Origin of the sequence: Ascidiimonas aurantiaca, from assembly GCF_037646345.1 — a bacterium.
GTDB lineage: Bacteria > Bacteroidota > Bacteroidia > Flavobacteriales > Flavobacteriaceae > Ascidiimonas > Ascidiimonas aurantiaca.
Map to the genome: position 1 here is coordinate 113163 of NZ_JBBEWR010000012.1, position 23721 is coordinate 136883.

A 23721-nucleotide genomic window follows, 5' to 3' on the forward strand; every position below is an offset into this window, starting at 1 on the left:
CGTAAACACAGATAAAAAGGTATTATGGCTGGAGAATATATAGTTTCATTTGATCAGGGTACCACCAGTTGCCGGGCCCTGTTAATTACCAGAAAAGGTACGGTTGCAGGAATGGCACAACAAGAATTCAATCAGATCTTTCCCCGGCCGGGTTGGATAGAGCACGATCCGTTGGAGATCCTGGATGTACAGTTACGTGTATTTAAAGAAGTACTCGAGAAGAATAAGCTATCAGGTAACGAAGTAAAGGCTATTGGTATTACCAATCAAAGAGAGACTACGGTAATTTGGGATCGCCATACGGGAAAGCCTGTTTACAATGCCATTGTCTGGCAGGATACACGTACGGCTTCTATTTGTGAAGTACTTAAAAAGGAAGGGCTTACTGAATATGTGCGTAATCAAACCGGTTTGGTGATAGATTCTTATTTTTCGGCAACCAAAATAAAGTGGATACTTGACCATGTAGAAGGAGCCCGCGAGAAAGCCGAAAATGGTGATCTCCTGTTTGGTACTATCGATTCCTGGCTGGTATGGTGCTTAACGAAAGGGAATGCCCATATTACAGATTATTCAAATGCATCGCGTACCATGCTTTACAATATAAATACTCTGGAATGGGATAAAGAGCTCCTAAACATACTTGATATTCCTAAGGCCCTGCTTCCTGAAGTAAAGCCCTCTGCATATTTGTACGGTCATTACGAAATGGGAGGAGAATCTATCCCTATTACAGGAATAGCGGGAGATCAACAGGCCGCTCTTTTCGGGCAGGCATGCTTTGAAAAAGGAACTGCTAAAAATACTTATGGTACCGGGTGTTTTATGTTGATGAATACCGGTAAAAAACCTCAGTACTCTAAAAACGGGTTGCTCACCACTATTGCGTGGGGACTGGATGAAGAAGTAACCTATGCTCTGGAAGGAAGTGTTTTTATGGCCGGAGCAGCAGTACAGTGGTTGCGTGACGGGCTTGAAATTATAGATTCTGCTCCTGATTCTGAAGATCTTGCAATATCAATACCGGGTGATAACCCTGTTTATGTAGTGCCTGCATTTGCCGGTCTGGGAGCTCCTTACTGGGATATGTATGCCCGCGGTGCCATTTTCGGGCTTACACGAGATACCGGGAAGGCCCATATAGCCAAAGCAACCTTAGAGAGTCTTGCTTATCAAACCAAAGATATTCTCGATGCCATGCAGCAGGATTCCGGGATCAGGCTTACCAGCCTGAAAGTTGACGGGGGAGCAGCCACCAATAATTATTTAATGCAGTTTCAGGCAAATATTCTGGGGGTGGAAGTATATCGCCCGCAAATGATAGAATCTACGGCCATTGGAGCAGCGTATCTGGCCGGAATAACACTTGGATGGTGGACACAGGAAGAGATTCATCGTGAACGCGAATTACAACGTGTTTTTGTTCCTGCTTTTAGTAAAGAAAAAAGAGAGCACCTTTATAACAAATGGTTAAAAGCCATAGAACGCACAAAAAACTGGCATGAAGAATAAGTTTTCCAATCTGGATCGCCATCATATGGTTAATACTCTGAAAGAAACTCCCTTTGATCTGGTGGTCATTGGAGGAGGTATTACAGGGGCCGGTATCCTGCTCGATGCTGCTTCACGCGGTATGAAGGTGGCACTTATAGAGAAAAATGACTTTGCCTCAGGTACCAGCAGCAAGTCCACCAAGCTCATTCATGGGGGACTGCGTTATCTGAAACAGTTTGATTTCTGGCTCGTTAAAGAAGTAGGTTCTGAAAGGGCCATTGTACACAAACTTGCACCGCATCTGGTAATTCCTGAAAAAATGTTACTTCCGCTTATAGAAAATGGCTCTTATGGCAAATGGCTCACCTCTATCGGTCTTAAAGTGTACGATATTCTAGCGCAGGTAGAGGGTGACGACCAGCGTAAAATGCTGGAAAAGAAAGAAGCCATAAAACTGGAACCGCTCCTTCCCAAAAAAATACTAAAGGGAGCCGGTTTCTATGCAGAATACCGCACGGATGATGCCCGCCTTACAACCGAAAATATTAAAACGGCTCTGCAATTTGGCGGTATGGCAATAAACTATACCCGCGTTACCAACTTTCTGTATGATAATAAAGCCGTATCAGGTTTGGAAGTAAAAGATGAGGTAACCGGAATATCTTATGAAATTCAAAGTAAATATGTAGTAAGTGCTGCCGGGCCCTGGGTAGATAAACTTCGGGAGGTAAACCATTCCAAAAAAGGGAAAAGACTACACCTTACCAAAGGCGTACACCTCGTATTTCCCTATGAAAAAATACCCGTGCAACAATCAGTGTATTTTGATGTTCCGGACGGTAGAATGATCTTTGCCATTCCCAGGGGGAAAATAACTTATGTAGGTACTACAGATACTAATTATGATGATGACAAAGACCATGTTCAGGTAGATCTTGCCGATGCTATTTATTTGATCTCTGCAGTAAACAATATGTTTCCCGATATACAACTGGAAATGAAAGACATCATTTCTTCCTGGGCTGGTTTGCGCCCGCTTATTCATGAAGAAGGGAAATCGGCCTCAGAGCTTTCACGTAAAGACGAAATATTTACCTCAGATACCGGTCTTATCAGTATTGCCGGAGGAAAACTTACCGGTTATAGAAAAATGGCAGAGAGAGTAGTAAACCGGATCGCTAAAAAACTGGAGGAGGACCATGCTAAAAACACTAAAAAATGTTTTACCGATACCATTCCTCTTTGTGGTAATGAAGGGTTCCAGAAATACAAAGAAGTAAAACAATACATCAGTCAGGTGTATGATATCCTAAAACCAGATGGTTTTGAAATGTATGACGCCTGGTTTCTGGTAAGTACCTACGGAAAACAAACTGAGGATATTATTGCTATTTACCGTACGCTTCCGGGAGATCACCCACAGGAACGTATGATAAGAGCCGAGTATCATTTTGGGGTAATCTATGAAATGATACGGTATCCTATGGATTTCTTTATACGGCGTACCGGCAGATTGTATTTTGATATTGAAGGGATGCGAACATTTTTAGAACCGGTACTGCAAGAGCATAAAATCATTTTTCAGGAGAATGAAGAGACTATTCAACAATATCGGGATCAATTGAAAAGTGACCTTGAAATACATTCCGATTTCAGTTTTGATCGCATATAAACCGTTATACGAGAAAAACAAATTGTAAAGGCATAACGGCCAAAACTCCCATAGGAATCCTTATTTTTGGTGAAAACATTTCATTATGAGTAATACCCGTACCTACGGAAGTTTATATACCCATGTTCAAAACCAGATAGCAACCATAGAGTTTGGACATCCAGCCGGTAACTCTTTCCCTTCAGAGTTACTGCAACGCCTTACCAAAGAGCTGGATGCGCTTTCGGAAAATAAAGAAGTACACCTTATTGTTTTAAAGTCAGAAGGAGAAAAGGCTTTTTGTGCAGGGGCTTCGTTTAATGAACTCACAGCTATTACCAACTTAAAAGAAGGCAAAGAGTTTTTTAGCGGTTTTGCCAATGTAATAAATGCTATGCGTCGCTGCTCTAAATTAATTATTGGGCGTGTTCAGGGAAAAGCAGTGGGCGGAGGTGTAGGGCTCATTTCTGCCTGTGATTATGCATTGGCCACAGTAGATGCCGCTATAAAACTTTCTGAATTTACCATAGGAATCGGGCCTTTTGTGATAGCACCTGCTGTAGAACGAAAAATGGGAAAAGCCGCATTGGCAGAGCTTACTCTGGGTGCCCATACCTGGAAAAATGCCTACTGGGCACAGGAAAAAGGATTGTATGCAGGAGTTTTTGAAAGCATAAAAGATCTGGATCATGAAGTATCACTTATGGCCGAAAAACTTGCTTCTTATAATCCGGAAGCACTGTATGAAATGAAAAAAGCACTTTGGGAGGGTACGGAAAACTGGAGCGAATTATTATCTGAGAGAGCATCGGTTTCAGGAAAACTTGTACTCTCAGACTTTACAAAAGAAGCTCTGCAGAAATTCAAAAAATGATCTTCTTTTCAGAATCCAAAACAGGTGTTAAAAGGTGATGACAAGACACCCGCTTTTATAAACAATATATGAAAAAAACAGCATTTATTACCGGAGCTACAAGCGGTATAGGCCGGGCAACTGCCAGAGAATTTGCAAAACAGGGAATACGCCTTGTACTTTGCGGTCGCAGAAAAGACCGATTAGAAAACCTGCAAACAGAACTGACTTCTCAAACTGAAGTATATACGCTTCAGTTTGATGTACGTTCCAAAGAAGATGTCAACAGGGCTATCTACTCCCTTCCGCATGCTTTTTCAGAAATTGATATCCTTATTAACAATGCGGGGAATGCTCACGGGCTGGATCCTATACAAAACGGTACTGTTGAAGATTGGGATGCCATGATAGATATTAACGTAAAAGGCTTATTGTATGTTTCAAAAGCTATTATTCCGGGAATGGTAGAAAGGCGTACGGGCCATATTATTAATGTGGGTTCCCTGGCAGGAAAAGAAGTATATCCCGGCGGTAATGTATATTGTGCCAGCAAACATGCTGTAGATGCCTTAAATAAAGGCATGCGTATTGATCTTAGTACTTACGGTATAAAAGTTGGAGCGGTTAACCCCGGGCTGGTAGAGACTGAGTTTAGCAATGTGCGGTTTAAAGGAGATGAGGAAAGAGCAGAAAAAGTCTATCAGGGCTATGCCCCTCTTACTCCGGAAGATGTAGCGGAGGTAATTACTTTTATGGTAACCCGTCCTGCTCATGTAAACATAGCAGATATTTTGCTGCTCCCAACTGCACAGGCATCCAGTACACAGGTTAAAAAAGAGGCCTGATCACTTTGTACAGAAAGTGGCTTGCCAATATTTGGTAAGCCACGTATCTTTTTTATAAGGTATGCCTATTAGCGCACTACTTTCACCCATTGCCCTTTTGTACGTACTAAATAGTCATTATCGTACATCGCTTCACATTGAATACCCGGCAGATAATAATTACCCAGATATGTAGCATTAAGAAGTACGCGTACAGTTTTAGTTTCATGGGCTTTCAGATCAAAATAAAAGTTGGCCCGGTCATCTCTTAGATCGGTGTGTGTAACATTATTTTCAGAAAAACTTCCAAAATCAGTAAACCGGGTATTTACAATTTCCCATCCACCGGGGAAAATTTGCGACAACGCTACATCCTGTATCTGCTCTCCTTTCTTATTGGTTATGGTAACCTCAGCAATGAAATTAGTGCCTTGCGAAATATTGCCAATGTCAATGGGGTTTCCATCTCTTCCCTTATACACAACGCTGGCAGTGAGATTTCGTTGTTCTGTTTTTTCTTCTCCTACAGGTAAAACACCGGTATTTACCAGGCGCACGAACAGTGTACTCTCCCGATTATTGGTTACAGTTATGGTATTGGTACCTTCTTTCACGTTAAGCGTACGTCCTGCCAGTGCTTTGTTGCTCGTTACCTGTGTTGAAGTACCATTTACAGAATAGGTAACATCAAGATCTTTACCTCCTACCAGAGAAGCATATCCTGCCATAGCCAGTAAGCTATAGGAAGTGCTCTGGGTATTCATCCAACGGCTCCCGCTTAAATTGCGGGCAATTATTTGAGCCAGTTCTCTTGCCTTTGCCTTATCTTCTAGTAACACGAAGGTTTCCAGTGCCATCGCACGGTTACGATCAGGTGAACCATAGGTGTAGTAATCGTATTTGGAAGGTACAAAATCAATATTAGCGTCTGCCAGAATACTTCGGGCCGCTTCTTTCTGCCCTATTAAGGCATAGGCGGCAGCCAGACGATGTTTGGCTGTATTGGAAAGCCCCGGAGTTTCACGAAGTCGGTTCATGGAAGAGAGCTCGGCATTTCCGGAGAGTGCCAGAGTGTATAAACGGTATGCCTGTGCATGGTCTGAAGCATTATGGGTTTTTCGCCATTGCCTGGCCGCTTGTAACTGATAGCGCACCCAGGCACTTTTAAAGCCAATAGGGAGTACATAGCCTTTTTTCTCGGCTTCCAGTAAGAAGTGGCCGGCATAACTACTGCTCCAGTCATTGGTGTGGTTTTGTCCCGGCCAGTACGCAAAGCCTCCTCCCGGCAACTGGTAGGCCCCCAAACGCTTAATTGCCGATTCTACATGCTCTTGAATACGTGCTTTTCGATTTGAGGTAAGATCAAAAATATCTCCTAAAAATAACTGTGGAAAAGCGGCTGAGGTAATTTGTTCCAAACAACCATGCGGGTAATTAATAAGGTACTGCAACCGGCTTGTAAAATCCATAGGAGGTAGTGTAGAAAGCTCTATTTGTGCTGTGTTACTCCCTGCTGTGCCAAAAGTTTCTAAAAAAACTTCCCGTGTTGCTTTTCCTTCAACGGTTATATCCTGAACGGTATTTGTTGGCGGATTAGGATTTACTACGTCTATTTCTACTTCATACACGGCTTTTTCTCCATTTCCGGAAGCTTCAATTTCTATCTTTCCTATTCCCGTATAATTAGCAATATCCAGATCAAAGTATGCCATTTTTTCATCAGGCGCGGTAAATGTGATCTGTTGACTGGTTGATCCCGTTATGCTAAAAGATGCATGTGGTTTTACACGTACGGTTACCTGTTTTACCTTACTTTCCATAGCAAAAACGGTAACCGGTAAGGTTACTTTCTCACCGGGTGTAATTTTACGGGGTAACGACGCCAGTACCATAAGGGGCTTACGCACGGGAGTTGTGTTTTCTGCATTTCCATAGGCGCCCATAGCAGGGTTTCCGGCGATAACCATAGTACGAACAGAGCCTACGTACCTGGGGACAGAAAAGGTGTGGGTACCTGTCTCACCTCCCTTTAAAACAAAAGGCCCCAGGTATCTTACCATGGGCTTAAAACGGTTTGCTTTTCTGTTTTTGGCTCCGGCAGCCATTTCTTCATCCCCTCCAATAGCAAATACCTGATCAATACGTCCGCCAAAAGCTCCGATAACCTCATCATATACATCCCATGTTTTTACACCCAATGCTTCTCTGGCATAAAAGTCATCCCAGGGATTAGGTGTTTTAAACCGGGTAAGGTCAAGCAGCCCCTCATCTACGACAGCGAGGGTATAGGTCATATCTTTATTCTTTTTTTCTTTAACAGAAATGGTTACTTTCTGTTCTGGTCTCAGTACCGATGGCATTTTTATTTCCGGTTCTAATCGGGTTGCCGGGTTCTCTACTGTAATAGGTACCACTCCGTATAAGCGTATAGGGAGATCATTGGCCATGGAAGCATGTGGTTGCAAAAGTGTAATATGAATAAAAACGTTGGGGGCATAAAGCCCGGTAATAGGAACCTCAAATTTGGTTTCTCCCTTTTGAGGGGTTACCCATAAAGATTCGAGTACTTCACTTCCGTTCTCTATGGTCACCAGCGCCCGCCCCGTTTCTCCGGAAGGAAAAGTAATCACGGCCTTTTCACCTACATTGTATTTCTCCTTATCGGTTGAAAAAAGAAGCATAGCAGCTGCAGACGGGTCATTCTTTATGGATTTTCCAGCCCATCCGGGCCAGTCTATGTAAACCACTTTTCCGGTAGCATGCCCTCCTTGAGGGTCTTCTACCCGAACCAGATAACGCCCCCAGTTGGGATAGGGCAGTTCAAAATTAAACACCCCTTTCCCGTCAGCCCCTGTGGTTATCGTTTCTTCAAAAACTTTTTCGCGATACTGACCGCTGTTATAGGAAGAAAGATTATCGACTGAAGTGTCCCACCACCATCGCCAGTTTATTTTGTGAATGGTTACCTTAAGTCTTTGTACCGGTTTCCCTATTCCTTTTTCATTGGTGGTCACCACTTCAAAACGGTGCCTTGTATCTGTTAGTAGCATACCCCGGGTCTTATCACCTTTAGGAGCATTTAAACCTACATAGGTGGTATAGGGAGCATATGTTTTGGTAAAGACATCGGTACTAAAATCGCCTCCTGTCTCATATACTTTGGTTATAAATGAAGCTTTTAGCATCCCCGCCGGTTTACCGGAGAGCCGGGGGGTAAAAGGAAAAGTAGTTTTTCCCTCTGCATTAAGCCTGCCGCTAAATACAGCTTGCTCTTCTGTAGCAAAACGCCGTGAGGGATCATCAAAAATATACCCGGGAAAGGTACTGAATTCTGTTTTTGACGCATTAAATCTTGCCTGTATATCTGCTTTCAGGTTCCCGGCGTTGGCCCCATGTAACCATGCAGCTTCGAGATTCCCTTGTACGGCCTTACCGGCGGTTAGGATCTCTTCATCAAAACCTGCTTTTATTTTTAACCGATTGGGTTTTATGGTCTCAATTCTGATGTCCTTATTAAAAACAGCTCCTCCTACTGACACGGAAGCCTGCCAGTTCCCGGTTGGGGCATTTTCGTCGGTAACGGTAGAAAAATTATAAAATCCGCCAACACTGAAATTGCGTATCTCACGCCGGGTCACTTTTCCATAAGGGTCTTTTAATTCAAACTTCACAGGGTGATCTTGAGGTAACATATGGCTTCTATCGTGTAGAACAAAAGAAAGAAAGAGTGTGTCTCCCGGTCTCCAGACCCCTCGCTCTCCATAAATATAACCTTTAAGCCCCCTTTGAAGTTTTACGCCTGCCACATCAAACTTACTTACGGAAAGAGCATTACCATCATTGAGTTTTACATAGGTCTTTTCTTCACCTTTCGCCACTACCGCAAAAAAAGCAGGAGTATCACTATCGAGAATGGTAGTACCATCTGTATCCGTTATCCGGCTTCCTATTTCCTGTTGCTGTAAATTGTAAAGGGTAACTTTTGCCCCTTCTACGGGCTCTGTGGTAACTATGTTGTTAACGCTTACAAAATACGAATCATTAACTCCTTTTTTTACGGTAACCCCTAAGTCTGATGCAAGTATATTGGTTGCTACTTTTTTGTCGTGGTAATAGCTGGTATGACATGGGTTTTCCCGCTCGTTCCAGTTGTAATCATATCCGTAATAATATTCGTTGTAGTAATAGCTATCGTAAGTATTCCAGTAACTGGCTTCATTACTTTCCTCATCGTAATTTATTTCTTCTTCTTCTTTAAAATTGGTCTGGTCACAACGATAGCTGCTGTAAGAGGGGCGAAAATTGAACTCCACCCGGTAAATAGCTCCCTGTTCCGGGGTTATCAATTCTCTCAGATCAAGTGCATATGCCTGCCATTTGCCATGATTGGAAGAAAGATTTGTTTGAAGTGTAATAGTTTTTCTGGCAATAGGGCGCGCTACCATGCGAAGATTCCCACTACCGTCTAAATTTTCCTGCTGAAGGAACTGCAGAATAGTATTTTCAAAAATACGAAGTACTGAAACATCGATCTTTTGAAGATTTACGGCCTCAAAGTTTATTTTAAGATTATTGGATGACGGAAGGATCGTACCACTTTGTAACAGGCGTACTTCCGGTTTTATCTGTTCAAAAGTAATCTGCTCTTCGTATCTGGTTTTTAGTTTATATCCGTCTGTACTGGTTATTCCTTCAAACACCTCCAGAAGAACGGTTCCTTTTACTTCTTTGTCCGGATATACTTTAAGCACATTTCCCACTACCGAATAGGTGAGTGTATTGTTCCCCTGCAGGGCAACCAGTCCTTTAAAATCCTGATCTTTTTGTAAAGGGTCTGAAAAATTGATCTCTAAAAATTGATCCTCAACATCAAAAACACCCACATCTACGATAGTGAAATTGTTTTTTCCCGGGATGGTCACAGAAGTTTCTCCTTTAGAGTCTATCCCCATGGTATTACCGTCCCAGACAATAGTTACTTCTGAGTCTTCTACAAACCTTTGAATACTGTCTATGCGAAAAAAGAATTGTGTGCCTTTCTCGGTACTGTTCTCAAAGGTAACGGGTATTTTTTTGTCTTTCTGGCGCACTGTAATTAGTCTGCCGGCAACATCCCGGTCAAGTACATCACTACTGCGAAGAGAGCCTTCTATATATTGCCAGTCTTTATTGTAAGATTGCAGTCGGTCGGTATATACATTAAACTGTTGTTTTATAGTTTTAACCCTAAAAGTAAAGTCTTTTAATTCTTTGGGAACTTCAGTTATAATAGCTCCCAAATTCAGTGTAAATGAATATTCCGTATCCTGCCTGAGAGGTTTTTCAGGAATAAAGGCAATAGTTTGACCGTTAAGTACGGTTACTTTGCCCGGTACCTGAGGTGATACTTCAAAAATGCCGGGATCCAGTTCAACTCCATTTACCCATTCATCTATTGGTTTTCTAAGTACTACCCGTACATCAGACTCTGCTGAAATAATGCCCTGAGAAACTTCGGCTATAAATTCTCTGTATTTAAAAAGGTTATCTATTTCTTCTTTTACTTCTGCAGCTTTATCCTTACAGGAGAGTACAACACAAAAAAGCAGGATATATGCGAGTAGTTTTCGAAAATGGATATAGGTGTTCATAATGGTTTGAAAATATTTGGATTAGGCGGTTGATGCCCCATGAAGAACGTGGCTATTCATCTTTATACATACCAACGTACAGTTCGCCATCACGGTTCATATGCGCCCTGTACATTCCGGGGGTATTAAATTCCATGGCTATGTTACCATTGGCATCTATAGCTACAATACCACCGTCTCCGCCCAGGGTTGCTACTTTGTTATGTATAACCTCCCGGGCCGCTTCCTGCAGTGACATCCCCTTATATTCCATTAAGGCGGAAATATCGTAGGCCACAACACTGCGTATAAAGAATTCTCCCCATCCTGTAGAAGATACTGCACAGGTATTATTATTGGCATAGGTACCTGCCCCTATAATGGGGGCATCTCCCACACGCCCCCAACGCTTATTGGTCATCCCTCCTGTAGAGGTGCCTGCAGCCAGATTGCCGTTTTTATCCAGTGCTGCACAACCTACTGTTCCAAATTTAGTGTCTTTAATAAAAGGGTCATAGAAAGAAGCCTGCCCATCATGATCCAGAGCTGTTTTTTCTCTTTCTTTAGCTCTTTCCAAAGATTTCATACGACTGTCTGTATGAAAATATGAAGGATCTACTATGGTAAGCCCCTGTTCTTCGGCAAAAAGCTCGGCACCTTCACGAGCGAGCATTACATGCTCTGATTTCTCCATAACAGCTCTTGCCAGATTTATCGGGTTTTTAACAGTAGTAACCCCGGCTACGGCACCAGCATTCAAGGTTTTACCATCCATAACAGAAGCATCGAGTTCGTTACGCCCGTCATTAGTAAAAACTGCACCCTTACCTGCATTGAACAAAGGTGAATCCTCCAGAATATTTATGGTTTTCTCTACGGCATCCATACTGCTGCCTCCTTCTTTTAAAATATCATATCCGGTTCTTATGGCTTTTTCCAGTACATCGTTATATGCTTTTTCCATCTCCGGGGTCATATTCTTTTTTAAAACGGTTCCTGCCCCTCCATGTATAACAATACCAAAATTATCCGGTATTTTTTCAGTAACGGTCGCTTTAGCTACCGGTTCTTCAGAAGTATCTGCATTTTTACAGGCTGTGTATGAGATAAGGAATAAAGTAATAAGGAAATAGTTGATTTTTTTCATAGTTGACAGTTTTCAAGAGGTTTTAAATTTATAAAAAAAAGATGGTTTTTTCTTTAAATTTCCTCTTTTAAAAATCTGCAGGAAATGGGTTGATTATTGGAGTGTTCATATGGCTGCCTTCAATGAAAAATGCGTAATTTTATCTGTCAAAAACAAACAACATGCCAATTAACAAACCTTTTAATTTAAACCAGTGGATCGAGCAAAACAGAGATCTTTTAAAACCTCCGGTGGGTAATCACAATTTATACAAAGACTCGGGCGATTATATTGTTATGATCGTTGCAGGTCCCAATGCCCGTAAAGATTACCATTATAATGAGACCGAAGAATTGTTTTTCCAGTTGGAAGGCCACATCAAAGTAATTGTTCAGGACCAGGGCGAACGAAAAGAAATAGCACTGGGGCCCGGGGATATGTACCTTCACCCGGGGGGGGTTCCGCACTCACCTGCCCGTTCAAAAGGCTCTTTGGGCCTGGTAGTAGAACGTAAAAGAGCCGGTAAAGGATTTAAGGATGGCCTGCTCTGGTTTTGTGACAATTGTAACCATAAATTATATGAAGTGTATTTTGAACTTCACGATATAGAAAAAGATTTTCTCCCGCATTTTAACCATTTTTACCATAGTGAAGAATTACGTACCTGTGAAAAATGTGGCGCTGTTATGGATACAGACGAACGATTTGTTACAGAAAAGAAAGCCTGACGTTTTTAATCCATTATCTGATAAGCTGCTCAAAATCCGGGGGTATGAGTTCGCTTTACCTCTACAATAATTTGTACTTTTGTGACGATTTAAACAAAGTATGCTAAAAAAGTTATAAAATGATAAATACGACAACCGGTTTCGGGATCGAAGCAACATTAAAAGCACTTCATATACATGAGATAAACGAGGGTACTTCTACTGGCTCAGAATGGTTTTCTTCAGGAGAAGTGATTAGTTCGTACTCTCCGGTAGATGGTGAACTTATTGGAAAAGTAAAGACCACTACCCGGGATGATTATGAAAAAGTAATTGTTGCCGCACAGGAAGCATTCAAGACCTGGCGCCTGATGCCCGCTCCCAAAAGAGGGGAAATTGTGCGTCAGTTTGGTGAAAAACTAAGAAAGTATAAAGAACCGCTGGGAAAACTGGTTTCTTATGAAATGGGCAAATCCTATCAGGAAGGTTTGGGAGAAGTACAGGAAATGATAGATATCTGCGATTTTGCAGTAGGTCTCTCCCGCCAGCTGCATGGGTTTACCATGCATTCGGAAAGGCCCGGACACCGTATGTATGAACAGTACCACCCGTTGGGTATAGTGGGTATTATTTCAGCTTTTAATTTCCCTGTCGCCGTATGGAGCTGGAACACTGCTCTGGCATGGGTATGTGGAGATGTATGCATCTGGAAGCCTTCTGAGAAAACACCACTCTGCGGGGTAGCCTGCCAGCACATCATAAGTGAAGTGTTGAAAGAAAATGAGTTACCGGAAGGGATTAGCTGTTTAATTAATGGTGATTATCAGGTAGGTGAAATGATGACTTCAGATACCCGCGTACCGCTTATCTCGGCAACCGGTTCCACCCGAATGGGTAAAATAGTAGCCAGAACCGTAGGCGAGCGCCTCGGCAGGTCTTTGCTGGAACTCGGTGGTAATAATGCCATTATCGTAACTCCCGATGCAGATATTAAAATGACAGTGATCGGGGCCGTTTTTGGTGCTGTAGGTACCTGCGGGCAACGATGCACATCTACCAGAAGACTTATTATTCATGAAAGCATTTATGACCAGGTAAAAGAAGCGCTCACCAGCGCATATAATCAATTGCGTATCGGGAACCCTCTCGATGAGAATAATCATGTAGGGCCGCTTATAGATCATGCCGCCGTAGAAATGTACAAAAATGCACTGAATGAAGTGGTTAAAGAAGGAGGTACTATACTAGTGGAAGGTGCTGTACTGGAAGGCGAAGGTTATGAAAGCGGTTGTTATGTGAAGCCCGCTATTGCCGAAGCAGAACCCCACTTTTCCATTGTACAGCATGAAACCTTTGCTCCTGTATTGTATTTATTAAAATACAGCGGGGATGTAGAGAATGCCATCGCTATACAAAATAATGTTACCCAGGGGCTTTCGTCTGCCATTATGACCAATAATTTACGCGAAGCAGAACGTTTTCTGAGCCATGCCGGCTCAGACTGTGGTATTGCCAATGTTAACATCGGTACTTCAGGTGCAGAAATAGGAGGTGCTTTTGGAGGTGAAAAAGACACCGGTGGCGGAAGAGAGTCTGGTTCAGATGCATGGAAAATTTATATGCGACGACAAACCAACACTATAAACTACACTACAGAGTTACCACTGGCGCAAGGCATCAAATTCGATTTGTAGTAAACTCCTGATACAGAACACATATCACCTAAAAACGGGCTGTTTCTTCCAGAAGCGGCCCGTTTTATTTTCACATGTATAAAACAGGGTTTTATACCCTGTATTTTAATCGTTTTTTATATTAGTTTTGTAAGAAACCAAAACCTTATACATTATGAAAAAAGTATTACTATGTAAGCAGAAACTTCTGTTTATTAAGCTGGCACTGCTATTTTTTAGTATTCCCTTATCAGCACAGCAGCCAAAACCTCAACATGAGCCTTCTCAGGTTCCCAAAGGCCATGCCCTGTATAAACAGACTAAAATTTATGACAGTAGAACAGGGGTCTCTGAAAAGGAACCAAAGGCCGTTCGTGACAGGGCCCTTGACAGAATACAATATGAATATGAAATGCTCAAAGATCCTTATACCGGTAAAATACCCGAAGGCATTCTTGAAAAAGAGATCAGCTTTTCCAGAGGTATCCCGGTGGCAGCACAAAAAACCAGTGCGCTACAGGGGCGATTTTCTAACTGGACCAGCCGGGGGCCTTTTAATGTGGGGGGAAGAACCCGTGCACTGGCTCTTGATATTACCAACGAAAACATTATTCTGGCCGGAGGAGTTTCCGGAGGGCTCTGGCGATCTGCTGATGCGGGTCAAAGCTGGCGTGAAGTAACCAACAGCAGGCAGGCGCCCAGTATTACCGCTATTGTTCAGGACCCGAGAAGAAATCGCACCAATACCTGGTATTATGCCACAGGAGAACGTTTTGGGAACTCCGCTTCCGGCGGGGGGGCTTTTTATACAGGTACGGGCGTTTACAAATCAGTAAATGGCGGGCGTACCTGGAAGCTGCTTGAAGCCACCAATGATAACAGCGTACAATTTGCTTCTCCTTTTGATATAGTGAGCAGTATGGCTATCCATCCCGAAACCGGAGATCTGTATCTCGGTACCATAAACGGCATTTACCGCTCACAAGACGGTGGTGACTCTTTTCAACAGGTACTGGCGGGCGGTTTTGATAATGTAACAGAGGTTCTTATTACACCCGAAGGACTTATTTATGCTACCATTGCCGTGACCGGAAACCCCAATGCCGGTTTTTTCGTTTCGGAAGATGGAGAAAGCTGGACAAATATTACCCCGCAGGGTATCCTTCCCACTTTTGGAAGAACCGTTCTAACCTATGACCCTTCCAATCAAAACCGGCTGTACTTTTTTTCACATAACCTCGCCGCCGGGCTGGAAGCTTTTCTCTGGCGCTATGATGCCGATGCCTCACCCGAAGCCCGGTGGACAGACCTTAGCGCCAATCTTCCCGATGCTATTGGCGGCTCTGTTGGAAATCTGGATCTTCAAGGAGCCTATAACATGGTAATTAAAGTACATCCTGCCAATTCAGACCTGGTATTTCTGGGAGCCACTAACCTTTATCGTTCTTCGACAGCGTTTACCACCAAAGCAGGACAGGAAACCTGGATAGGAGGGTATTCACCTATAAACAATGTATCACTTTATCCGCAACAACATGCAGACCAGCATAATCTTGTATTTTATCCTTCAAACCCCAACAAGGCTATTGCTGCTACTGATGGCGGAGTGCATGTAACCGAAGATATTACCACTTCTCTCAGCCCCGGACTTCCCGTAATATGGACCGACCTCAACAACGGGTATCTCACCACACAACCCTATACAGTAGCTATTGACCCAGAACCCAACAGCGATGATCTCATAGCGGGCTTCCAGGACAACGGTACTTATTTCACCAACTCTACCGATCCCAGAGCTCCCTGGGAGGATGAATTAGGAGGTGATGGTGCCTATGCGGCCATTGCCGACGGGGGGCTTACCCGATATGTATCCTCCCAGCGCGGTAACATTATCAGGTTTAACTTTAACGAAAACGGAGACTTAGTTTCTTTCGCACGGGTTAGGCCGTCTATTAGCAATACATTCTTATTTATTACACCTTTTGTTCTCGATCCAGTTAACGATAACATTATGTATCTGCCTTCGGGTAACCGCATTTTGCGTAATGATGATCTGGATGAAATACCTGTCTTTTCCAATGCTTCTACTCCTGTTAACTGGGTAGATCTTTCACAGACTGCTACTGAAGACGGCAGTACGGTTACTGCTTTGGATGTTTCCAAGTTTCCGATAGCCAACCGATTGTATTACGGAAGCAGCACCGGCAGGATATATCGTATGGATAATGCGAATATAGATAATCAACCCGTTACCGATATAAGTACCGGAAAAGGACTGCCCCCTGGTTTTGTAAGCAATATTTATGTGGACCCCTCCAATTCCGATCGTGTATTTGCTGTTTTTTCAAATTATGTCATTCCCAGTGTTTTTATGAGTATAGATGCCGGTGATACCTGGACAGATATAAGCGGCAACCTGGAAGAAAATCCCGATGGTAGCGGCAATGGCCCTTCAGTAAGATGGCTGGCTGTGAAGGGCAGAGATGAAGGTTTGTATGTGGGTACCAGTACGGGACTCTATACCACCAACCGAATACGAGGCGCAAATACCCGATGGTTTAAAGAACCCTTTGTAATTGGCAATGCAGTAGTTACCCAGGTAAGAACGCGTAGCGATGGTTTTGTTGCGGTAGCCGCACATGGTAACGGCCTGTACAGTGCGCGTTTCCCCGTTAAGGAACGCCCTGAGCCTTCACTTACTGTAAACTTTTTACTGGATAATCTTATTGTAGATGTTAATAGCGAAGATACCGTAGTAGATATTACAGGGCTCTTTGATGCCGAAGGAGCCCCGATCGATATTGAAGTTACCAATTCCAATCCCGAACTGGTTACGGCCACCCTTAACGGCAATACCCTTACACTTAGTTATAGTCCCGATCTACAGGGTAATGCTACCATTGGCCTTATTGCCTCTTCGGGGATCGAACAGGTAACCGAAGGTTTCACCGTTACCGTTACCGAGTTTGCTATCTATGAGCAAACAGGCCCTTTTGTAAGCTCTACCGCTTCCCAGTTTTTTACCGATTTCGGAGCTATTGCACAGGCTTCTGATGATTTTGCAATACCCGAAGGAACATCATGGACCGTAAACCGGATTCTTGTTTTTGGTGCAGCCAATAACAATCCGTTGTTAAACAGTGCAACCGTTATTATCTATGAAGATGCCGGCGGATTACCGGGAAATGAGATATATAACAGCGGTACGCTAACACCGGTTTCTTTACCAACAGATACCAATCTGAATCTGGAGTTGCCAGAAACTATAGAACTTTCCGGCGGAACGTACTGGTTATCGGTATATGCCACTCTTCCTTTTAATCCCGGGCTACGGCAATGGTTCTGGCTTACACAAAATAACGTTATTGGAAATGAATCTGCCTTTATAGACCCCGCCAACCTGTTTGGTACAGGATCTGTTAACTGGACACCACAGTCTCAGACTTTTTTCGGCAGACCCCCCCGAGATCATATTTTTCAGATCTTCGGTATTGTAAATAATTCCGGTACAACGGCCGGTGATGACCTTACGGAAGATGGTGAAGTACTGGCCAGGCTGGAGGGTGATGTGCGTACCGTAGTATGGCCCAATCCCTCAGGAAATGCATTTACCTTTAACCTGAGTACCCAATATACAGATACACTTACCGCTAAAGTTTTCAGTATTACAGGACAACTGGTTTTTGAACGCAGTGACCTGAGACCCGGTACCAATTTTACATGGAACGCAGCCAATAGCCCTGCCGGTTTTTATGTGGTTACCATTACCGGAAAAAATATAAATGAACAATTTAAAATTATAAAACAATAGATACAAAAAGGCGGTGTACTTACACCGCCTTTTTTTAAATTAGAGTGATGAAACACTTTTTTCTCTTTCTGGCATTTAGTATTTGCCTTGCCTGTAAGCCCATCCTGAGCCAACAGATCAAGAGTTCTAAAAAACCTGTTGAAAAACCGGTATATACCGGCGAAGAAACACCCGCTGCACCTTTGGCATCCTTTGTTTTTGAAGGGTATATTGAAAAAGTAACTTTTAGTGATACAGATGTTTGTGGTATTACTTTTACCAAAACTGTTACCGTAAAAATCACAAAAGTTATTGATATGGGGCGGGGTTTGGTACAGATGCCGTATAAGGGGTTACAATCTGTATTCGTTTTGAGTGATCATGCTTCCCAACTGCCAAAAAAAGATAGCTACATAAAAGGAACGGCAAGCGAGTCTATTTGTAAAGACCTCACCAAAAGCTATTACCGGTTAATGTTGTTTGAAACACTTCCGGATGAATAGCTTACTCATACGCTATTATCGGGTAAAAACAATAATAAGGCCTATAACAACCAGAATAAAGAGTACCAAAAAGAATATCTTCCAGAAAGAATACGGCCGTTCACCACTAATAACACCGGTTTGTCCGTTAATGTAAAACCGATAATTCTTCGATCTATAACGAAAGGCACTTATATATACAGGCAATAAAATATGTTTGAAAGTCTCATTGCTTAGCTTAATATCGGCATGTGATATCTTTTGGGTATCACCTCCTATATCTCTGCGTATCCAGTTGTAGGCAATATTTTTTGCTTTCACAAAAGATGCATTGTGCCCTTCTTTTAATGAAACCGTATATTTTTCAGTAACAAAACCCGAAAGGTATTTTTGATTAAAAGGTGCTATTTCTTTTAAATTCCAGGAAGCGATACGGGACGGGATTTCTTTCCCTTTATGCCGGGAAGCATTGATCAGAATATCATCAATGAACCCGGAGACGTGCCCCGAAGCAGGGGTCCATCTTGTTTTTCGAACTTGTTGTGTTCTGGGGCCATCTTTGGTTTGTACTGTACGGGTTACATAGTAATAATCCCCTCGCATCCCTTTATAATTTGCAAAAAGGTCTGCATCAAAAGTCCAGTAGGGCAGGTAAAGGCCATGCAATGCTTCCGGTTTTAAGGCCGCTTTTTTAAGCGTATTGGGAGCAAACCATAAGCCTTTGATCCATTTTCTGAAAATAGCACGTGCCTTTTTTGTGTCAAATTGAAAAGGTGCTACCGCACCAGGCAATATCCATCCTTCTTCCTGGCTTTCCTCCAGCAACAAAGGTTCACTGCAATACACACAGTGCAGGGACTGATAATTTTCCTCTATGTGTTGATTGGCTCCGCAATTTTTACATTGTATGAGATCAATTTTATTGGTATATACATTGCTCCCTACCAAACTCAGGTAATGCTGTAACTCTAATTCTTCAAAACTACTTTTTTGGGTCTCAATGAACTCTTCATAGCCACAATATTCGCATCGTAGCTGATGCGACCCGGGTTTGTAACGCAACTCGGCACCACAACTTGCACAGGCTTTCTTAGCACTTGAATTTTTGAGTTCTTTTTCATCCATACGGGAAAAAGTATAAAAGGCTTGTTTTTGAACAGGCAGTCAAATTAGTTTTCTAAGGGTATTTTTTTAAGCTCCCGGAAGCGGTGGCGGGGTATTTCCTCCTAAAAATGGTTTTAACTCGGGAACCTCTTTAAGAGGAGACCAATTCTTCATGCCCTGTTTCCAGATAAGCGTATCACGGTTTATGGTACGTTTTGCAAAAAGCTCCTGAAGCGACTCAAAAGAAACCGGACCTGCTTGTTGCCCGTTAAATGCATAAAAGTACTGAGCCTGCTGTGGCAATGTTGGTGGTGTCACAGCAGATTGTGAAACAGGTGACCCTGCCTGCTGGGTGGAAGTGTTCATAAGATTGCCCATTTGCTGGGCCAGTACAAAGCCCATACCCATGCCCATACCGGCTCCGGCAGTACCCCCTTCATTTTTTGCTGCGGCTTCCATGGCTTTGGCTGCCTTAAATTGTGATAGTCGGGTCATATCTATTTTATCGAGCCTGCTGTATTCAAAGATCTCTTTTTTAAGTTCTTCGGGCATAGATACATTTTCTATATAGAATTTCTCGAGCTCTATACCCACTCTTGCAAACTCCGGCTTCATTACTTCCTGACAGGTTTCCGAAAGCTCTGTAGTATTGGCCGCATATAATTCAATAGGGATATTGGCCTCTCCTGCAGTATCTGTAAATCGGGTAGCAATGAGACTTCGCAAGTGTTCGGAAACTTCAAAACTGGTAAAATGCCCATCTGTACCCACAATGTCCTTAATAAATTTTCCGGGATCTGAAATACGAAACGTATAGGTGCCAAATGCCCGGATCTCTACCAGGCCAAAACGGTTGTCGTTCAACATAATAGGGTTTTTGGTACCCCACTTTTCATCAGTAAACAAACGAGTACTTACAAAATACACTTCTGCTTTAAACGGGCTGTTAAATCCATACTTCCATCCCTTTAGTGTTGCCAGAATAGGAAGATTTTGAGTATTTAGTGTATATGTTCCGGGTTTAAAAACATCGGCCAGTTGCCCCTCGTTGATAAAAACAGCCATCTGCCCTTCGCGAACAACGAGTTGAGCTCCGTTCTTAATTTCATTCTGATACCGTTCAAAACGATATACCAGAGTATCGTTAGAAGTGTCTAACCATTCAACAATATCGATAAACTCATTACTGAGTTTTTTCTTTATTTCATCAAAAAGTCCCATGATCGTTTAATTTAAATTGGCAGGTTAATTTACTGAAAATAATTAATTTACTTAAGTTTAGTTGCGTCCTTTTTCGTTTGGATAGAAGGTATATACCGGATCGCTTTGCCAAAACTGTTTGGTTTGCGTATCCAGTATGGTAAGCGGGTTTCTATAGGCAGCCCCCGTATCGACATTCCATACATTTGCAGCATTTACCGGTATAGATTTCCCTATTCTTGTAACGGGTGTATGCCCTATATATATTTCTTTATAATGTAAAAACCGCCTGGGATACCGATCATCATTAACAGAGATTAACGGATCCAGCGCAAGGGCTGTTTCCCAAAGCGAGCGATCCCAGTAAAACATTTCGGGAAAATACTCCTGGCTCACTCCGTGTAAATTGGTGAATCCGGCATGTACATAAAGCTTACGCTCCTCATCCAGATAGTAATTTTTCAAGGTATTCAAAAAGTTGATGTGATGTTGTCTTTCTGCTTCAGGAATATCCTGATAAGCATCTATGGTAGATTGCCCTCCGTGTATAAGCCATTTGGTATTTGACTCTCCACGGGTAAGCCATTCGTAACATAGCGCATCGTGATTTCCTTTTAAAAAAATACAGGGTTGCCGTGTATTTAGGTCCATGAGAAAAGACAGTACCTGAGGCGACTCGCTCCAACCATCTACATAATCCCCTAAAAATATTAGAAGATCATCCGGGCTTACTTTTGCTCGTTCCAATACTTGTTGTAATGCTTTGAACCCACCATGAATATCACCTATTACCAGTTTTCTTTTATACATTCTTTTTTTAGTTCGCTTGCTGTAAGTTGTATATTTAACTCTTTTAAAATAAAGGTAGCTTTTTTGAAAAACGCATGATTAAAATGCGGTTAAAAGTAACGAAATTATAACGTTAAAACGAAACCAGAGAAAGAATATAACAGGTAGTATCCCGATATGAAAAAAGTATATTGTATAGGAGAGATCTTAATTGATTTTGTAGCTGAGCACCAGGGTAAGAACCTTACAGAAGCGCGACAGTTTGTAAAAAAAGCAGGAGGCGCCCCCGCCAATGTGGCGGCCGCCATAGCAAAGCTTGGCGGACAAAGTTTCTTTGTGGGCGCTGCCGGAAATGATCCGTTTGGGCATTTCCTGAAAGAAACACTTATAAATCATAAGGTTTCCATTCAATTTATGCAGCAATATCACACATTTACTACTCTTGCTTTCGTATCATTATCAGAAAACGGAGAAAGAGATTTTGTGTTTAATCGTGGTGCAGATGCCGATTTAACTTACGATAAAAATGTATCATCGCAATTTTACGATCATATACTTCATTTTGGGTCTGCTACCGCTTTTTTAGAAGGTTCTTTAAAAACAACCTACCGTACCTATCTCGACCGGGCCGTAGCCGGTAACTGCCTTATTTGCTTTGATCCTAATTACCGTTCCGATCTTTGGAAAAACAATGAAGAAGCTTTTAAAGATAGTTGTTATACTTTTTTAAAAAAATGTCACCTGGCCAAACTTAGTTTAGAAGAGGCTTTATTATTATCAAATACAAATATGTTGGAGACAGCCCTGAAAAACTTACGCGCCCACAGTCAGGCTGTTTTGTGCATAACTCTGGGTGAAAAAGGGACCCTGGTAAGTACGCCTGAATTCACTATGACCGTACCCAGTATTCTGGTGAAACCTGTAGATACTACCGGGGCAGGTGATGCTTTTATTGGCTGCCTTTTAAAAGAACTTGCCGATATTAGCCATCCGCTGGCCGTGCTTACGAACCAAGATCTATTAAAAAATTTGGTAAAACGTGCCAATGCATTTGGGGCACTTACCACTACCCGCCTGGGCGCCATTGAGGCATTGCCTTCTAAAGAAATGCTGGATACTATCAATTTTCAATAAAGAATAGGTACAATAGTCCATAACCAAAAAAAGCGTATTTTTCACACGGTTAATGTTTGTTTCAAGTGGTTAAAAAAAATACTAATGAGTGAAAGAACTACTACATATGTTTTAAGGATAGCAGCCGTTTATAACCTTTTATGGGGAGTTTGGGTAGTGCTTTTTCCGGATCATTTTTTTGAAATTGCCGGTATGGCCCCGCTAAATCATCCCACGGTATGGCAGGGAATGGGTATGGTAATAGGCCTGTATGGCCTTGGCTATTGGTGGGCCTCTTACGATGCTATGCGCCATTGGCCCATTATTGCGGTAGGTCTCCTGGGAAAATTATTAGGGCCGGCCGGTTTTGTTATGAATTATCTTCAGGGCAAAGTACCCTTCGGGTTTAGTTATACGCTTATAACAAACGATCTTATCTGGTGGATACCCTTTGCACTTATCCTTAAAAAAGTACATTATCAATATCGTTGGAAACTGTATGAAAAATAAAATAGCATTGTATGTGCAGGCAGTATTTTATATGTTTGCCGGGAGCTACCACTTTATAGATCCCGATTTTTACCTCCCCCTTATTCCAGATTATATTCCTTTCCCTGATATTGTGAATACGGGAAGCGGTGTTTTGGAAGTGCTGTTGGGATTCTTCCTTTTATTTGCTTCATCAAGAAAATATGCCGCATGGGGAATTATCCTTATGTTATTGGCTTTTATACCCTCTCATGTCTATTTTGTTCAAGAGGGGTCCTGCCTGGAAAATTCGCTTTGCACAGAACCCTGGGTGGGTTGGCTACGCCTGGTAATTATTCATCCTTTATTAATACTATGGGCATGGTGGGCAGGATATCGCTATAGCCCAAAATAGAATTAAAAATGATTGATACTTTTCGTTTGCTCATAGATTTCGGTTTATGTGTACTTATTTGGGTTATACAATGTATTACTTATCCCGGTTTCAGGTATTATACCCGGGAAGAAATGCTAACCTGGCACCCGCGTTATGTAAATCGTATTACGGGTATTGTTGCTCCTCTTATGACGGGCCAGGCCATTCTGTATATTTTTCGTTTTTTTCAGAATATTTCTCTGGTTACTTCTACAGAACTGCTTTTAGTACTATTGCTATGGGCACTTACTTTCTTACAGGCTATGCCATTGCACAAAGAACTGTCAAAAGGACGCCATATACAGGATACCATTGAAAAGCTTATTCAGAAAAACTGGATACGTACTATTCTTTGGACCTATCTGTTTATCTGGGGATTAATTCAGTATTTTTGGTAATAGA

General features: G+C 42.3%; 17 protein-coding genes. 12 read left to right on the forward strand and 5 right to left on the reverse strand.

Annotated elements, in window-relative coordinates:
- The first annotated feature begins 24 nt into the window (after positions 1-24).
- From glpK to WAO84_RS13085, 4 genes are all read left to right on the forward strand, one after another.
- Complete coding sequence (glpK, locus tag WAO84_RS13070) at positions 25-1512, forward strand: glycerol kinase GlpK (RefSeq protein WP_340066328.1); 1488 nt, start codon at positions 25-27, stop codon at positions 1510-1512.
- Positions 1502-3166, forward strand: a complete 1665-nt coding sequence (locus WAO84_RS13075) for a glycerol-3-phosphate dehydrogenase/oxidase (RefSeq protein ID WP_340066329.1) — start codon at positions 1502-1504, stop codon at positions 3164-3166. The genes glpK and WAO84_RS13075 overlap by 11 nt, the downstream gene beginning before the upstream one ends.
- An 85-nt stretch (positions 3167-3251) precedes the next feature.
- Positions 3252-4019 carry an enoyl-CoA hydratase/isomerase family protein gene (locus WAO84_RS13080; RefSeq protein WP_340066330.1) on the forward strand — a complete coding sequence of 256 codons (768 nt, stop codon included), beginning with the start codon at positions 3252-3254 and terminating at the stop codon, positions 4017-4019.
- A 68-nt stretch (positions 4020-4087) separates the two neighbouring features.
- Complete coding sequence (locus tag WAO84_RS13085) at positions 4088-4843, forward strand: SDR family NAD(P)-dependent oxidoreductase (protein ID WP_340066331.1); 756 nt, start codon at positions 4088-4090, stop codon at positions 4841-4843.
- A gap of 68 nt (positions 4844-4911) precedes the next feature.
- Here the strand turns inward: WAO84_RS13085 and WAO84_RS13090 are convergent, their stop codons facing one another.
- Positions 4912-10452, reverse strand: a complete 5541-nt coding sequence (locus WAO84_RS13090) for an alpha-2-macroglobulin family protein (protein ID WP_340066332.1) — start codon at positions 10450-10452, stop codon at positions 4912-4914.
- A gap of 52 nt (positions 10453-10504) precedes the next feature.
- Positions 10505-11578 carry an isoaspartyl peptidase/L-asparaginase family protein gene (locus WAO84_RS13095; RefSeq protein ID WP_340066333.1) on the reverse strand — a complete coding sequence of 358 codons (1074 nt, stop codon included), beginning with the start codon at positions 11576-11578 and terminating at the stop codon, positions 10505-10507.
- Positions 11579-11739: 161 nt separating this feature from the next.
- Here WAO84_RS13095 and WAO84_RS13100 point away from each other — a divergent pair, with 161 nt between their 5' ends.
- The 4 genes from WAO84_RS13100 (at position 11740) to WAO84_RS13115 (ending at position 18230) form a co-directional block, all read left to right on the forward strand.
- The gene (locus WAO84_RS13100) at positions 11740-12285 is read left to right on the forward strand and encodes a 3-hydroxyanthranilate 3,4-dioxygenase (RefSeq protein ID WP_340066334.1); all 546 of its coding nucleotides are present in this window, start codon (positions 11740-11742) and stop codon (positions 12283-12285) included.
- 119 nt (positions 12286-12404) lie between these two features.
- Complete coding sequence (gene amaB / locus WAO84_RS13105; RefSeq protein WP_340066336.1) at positions 12405-13958, forward strand: L-piperidine-6-carboxylate dehydrogenase; 1554 nt, start codon at positions 12405-12407, stop codon at positions 13956-13958.
- A 154-nt stretch (positions 13959-14112) separates the two neighbouring features.
- Entirely contained in the window at positions 14113-17748 is a 3636-nt protein-coding gene (locus WAO84_RS13110) for a T9SS type A sorting domain-containing protein (RefSeq protein ID WP_340066337.1), read from the forward strand.
- A gap of 47 nt (positions 17749-17795) precedes the next feature.
- Entirely contained in the window at positions 17796-18230 is a 435-nt protein-coding gene (locus WAO84_RS13115; RefSeq protein ID WP_340066339.1) for a hypothetical protein, read from the forward strand.
- Positions 18231-18245: 15 nt separating this feature from the next.
- On the opposite strand, the gene WAO84_RS13120 is transcribed toward WAO84_RS13115, so the two are convergent.
- The 3 genes from WAO84_RS13120 to WAO84_RS13130 form a co-directional block, all read right to left on the reverse strand.
- Positions 18246-19334: a TFIIB-type zinc ribbon-containing protein gene (locus WAO84_RS13120; protein WP_340066340.1), complete on the reverse strand. Its 1089-nt coding sequence runs from the start codon at positions 19332-19334 to the stop codon at positions 18246-18248.
- A gap of 66 nt (positions 19335-19400) precedes the next feature.
- Positions 19401-20534: an SPFH domain-containing protein gene (locus WAO84_RS13125; protein ID WP_340066342.1), complete on the reverse strand. Its 1134-nt coding sequence runs from the start codon at positions 20532-20534 to the stop codon at positions 19401-19403.
- 57 nt (positions 20535-20591) lie between these two features.
- Positions 20592-21323, reverse strand: a complete 732-nt coding sequence (locus tag WAO84_RS13130) for a metallophosphoesterase family protein (protein ID WP_340066344.1) — start codon at positions 21321-21323, stop codon at positions 20592-20594.
- 156 nt (positions 21324-21479) lie between these two features.
- Here WAO84_RS13130 and WAO84_RS13135 point away from each other — a divergent pair, with 156 nt between their 5' ends.
- From WAO84_RS13135 to WAO84_RS13150, 4 genes are all read left to right on the forward strand, one after another.
- Entirely contained in the window at positions 21480-22436 is a 957-nt protein-coding gene (locus WAO84_RS13135) for a carbohydrate kinase family protein (protein WP_340066345.1), read from the forward strand.
- A gap of 84 nt (positions 22437-22520) precedes the next feature.
- Complete coding sequence (locus WAO84_RS13140) at positions 22521-22925, forward strand: alkyl hydroperoxide reductase (RefSeq protein WP_340066347.1); 405 nt, start codon at positions 22521-22523, stop codon at positions 22923-22925.
- Positions 22915-23298, forward strand: coding sequence for a DoxX family protein (locus tag WAO84_RS13145; protein ID WP_340066349.1), 384 nt, complete (start codon positions 22915-22917; stop codon positions 23296-23298). The genes WAO84_RS13140 and WAO84_RS13145 overlap by 11 nt, the downstream gene beginning before the upstream one ends.
- Before the next feature lie 8 nt (positions 23299-23306).
- Entirely contained in the window at positions 23307-23717 is a 411-nt protein-coding gene (locus WAO84_RS13150) for a hypothetical protein (protein ID WP_340066350.1), read from the forward strand.
- Positions 23718-23721 lie beyond the last annotated feature (4 nt).

Excerpts from the sequence above, each read along its gene's own strand:
- WAO84_RS13100 (WP_340066334.1), top strand. The coding sequence starts at position 11,740 with ATGCCAATTAACAAACCTTTTAATTTAAACCAGTGGATCGAGCAAAAC.
- WAO84_RS13130 (WP_340066344.1), bottom strand. The coding sequence starts at position 21,323 with ATGTATAAAAGAAAACTGGTAATAGGTGATATTCATGGTGGGTTCAAA.
- WAO84_RS13075 (WP_340066329.1), top strand. The coding sequence starts at position 1,502 with ATGAAGAATAAGTTTTCCAATCTGGATCGCCATCATATGGTTAATACT.
- WAO84_RS13120 (WP_340066340.1), bottom strand. The coding sequence starts at position 19,334 with ATGGATGAAAAAGAACTCAAAAATTCAAGTGCTAAGAAAGCCTGTGCA.
- WAO84_RS13110 (WP_340066337.1), top strand. The coding sequence starts at position 14,113 with ATGAAAAAAGTATTACTATGTAAGCAGAAACTTCTGTTTATTAAGCTG.
- glpK (WP_340066328.1), top strand. The coding sequence starts at position 25 with ATGGCTGGAGAATATATAGTTTCATTTGATCAGGGTACCACCAGTTGC.
- WAO84_RS13080 (WP_340066330.1), top strand. The coding sequence starts at position 3,252 with ATGAGTAATACCCGTACCTACGGAAGTTTATATACCCATGTTCAAAAC.
- WAO84_RS13090 (WP_340066332.1), bottom strand. The coding sequence starts at position 10,452 with ATGAACACCTATATCCATTTTCGAAAACTACTCGCATATATCCTGCTT.
- WAO84_RS13150 (WP_340066350.1), top strand. The coding sequence starts at position 23,307 with ATGATTGATACTTTTCGTTTGCTCATAGATTTCGGTTTATGTGTACTT.
- WAO84_RS13095 (WP_340066333.1), bottom strand. The coding sequence starts at position 11,578 with ATGAAAAAAATCAACTATTTCCTTATTACTTTATTCCTTATCTCATAC.
- WAO84_RS13085 (WP_340066331.1), top strand. The coding sequence starts at position 4,088 with ATGAAAAAAACAGCATTTATTACCGGAGCTACAAGCGGTATAGGCCGG.
- amaB (WP_340066336.1), top strand. The coding sequence starts at position 12,405 with ATGATAAATACGACAACCGGTTTCGGGATCGAAGCAACATTAAAAGCA.
- WAO84_RS13135 (WP_340066345.1), top strand. The coding sequence starts at position 21,480 with ATGAAAAAAGTATATTGTATAGGAGAGATCTTAATTGATTTTGTAGCT.
- WAO84_RS13115 (WP_340066339.1), top strand. The coding sequence starts at position 17,796 with ATGAAACACTTTTTTCTCTTTCTGGCATTTAGTATTTGCCTTGCCTGT.
- WAO84_RS13145 (WP_340066349.1), top strand. The coding sequence starts at position 22,915 with ATGAAAAATAAAATAGCATTGTATGTGCAGGCAGTATTTTATATGTTT.
- WAO84_RS13125 (WP_340066342.1), bottom strand. The coding sequence starts at position 20,534 with ATGGGACTTTTTGATGAAATAAAGAAAAAACTCAGTAATGAGTTTATC.
- WAO84_RS13140 (WP_340066347.1), top strand. The coding sequence starts at position 22,521 with ATGAGTGAAAGAACTACTACATATGTTTTAAGGATAGCAGCCGTTTAT.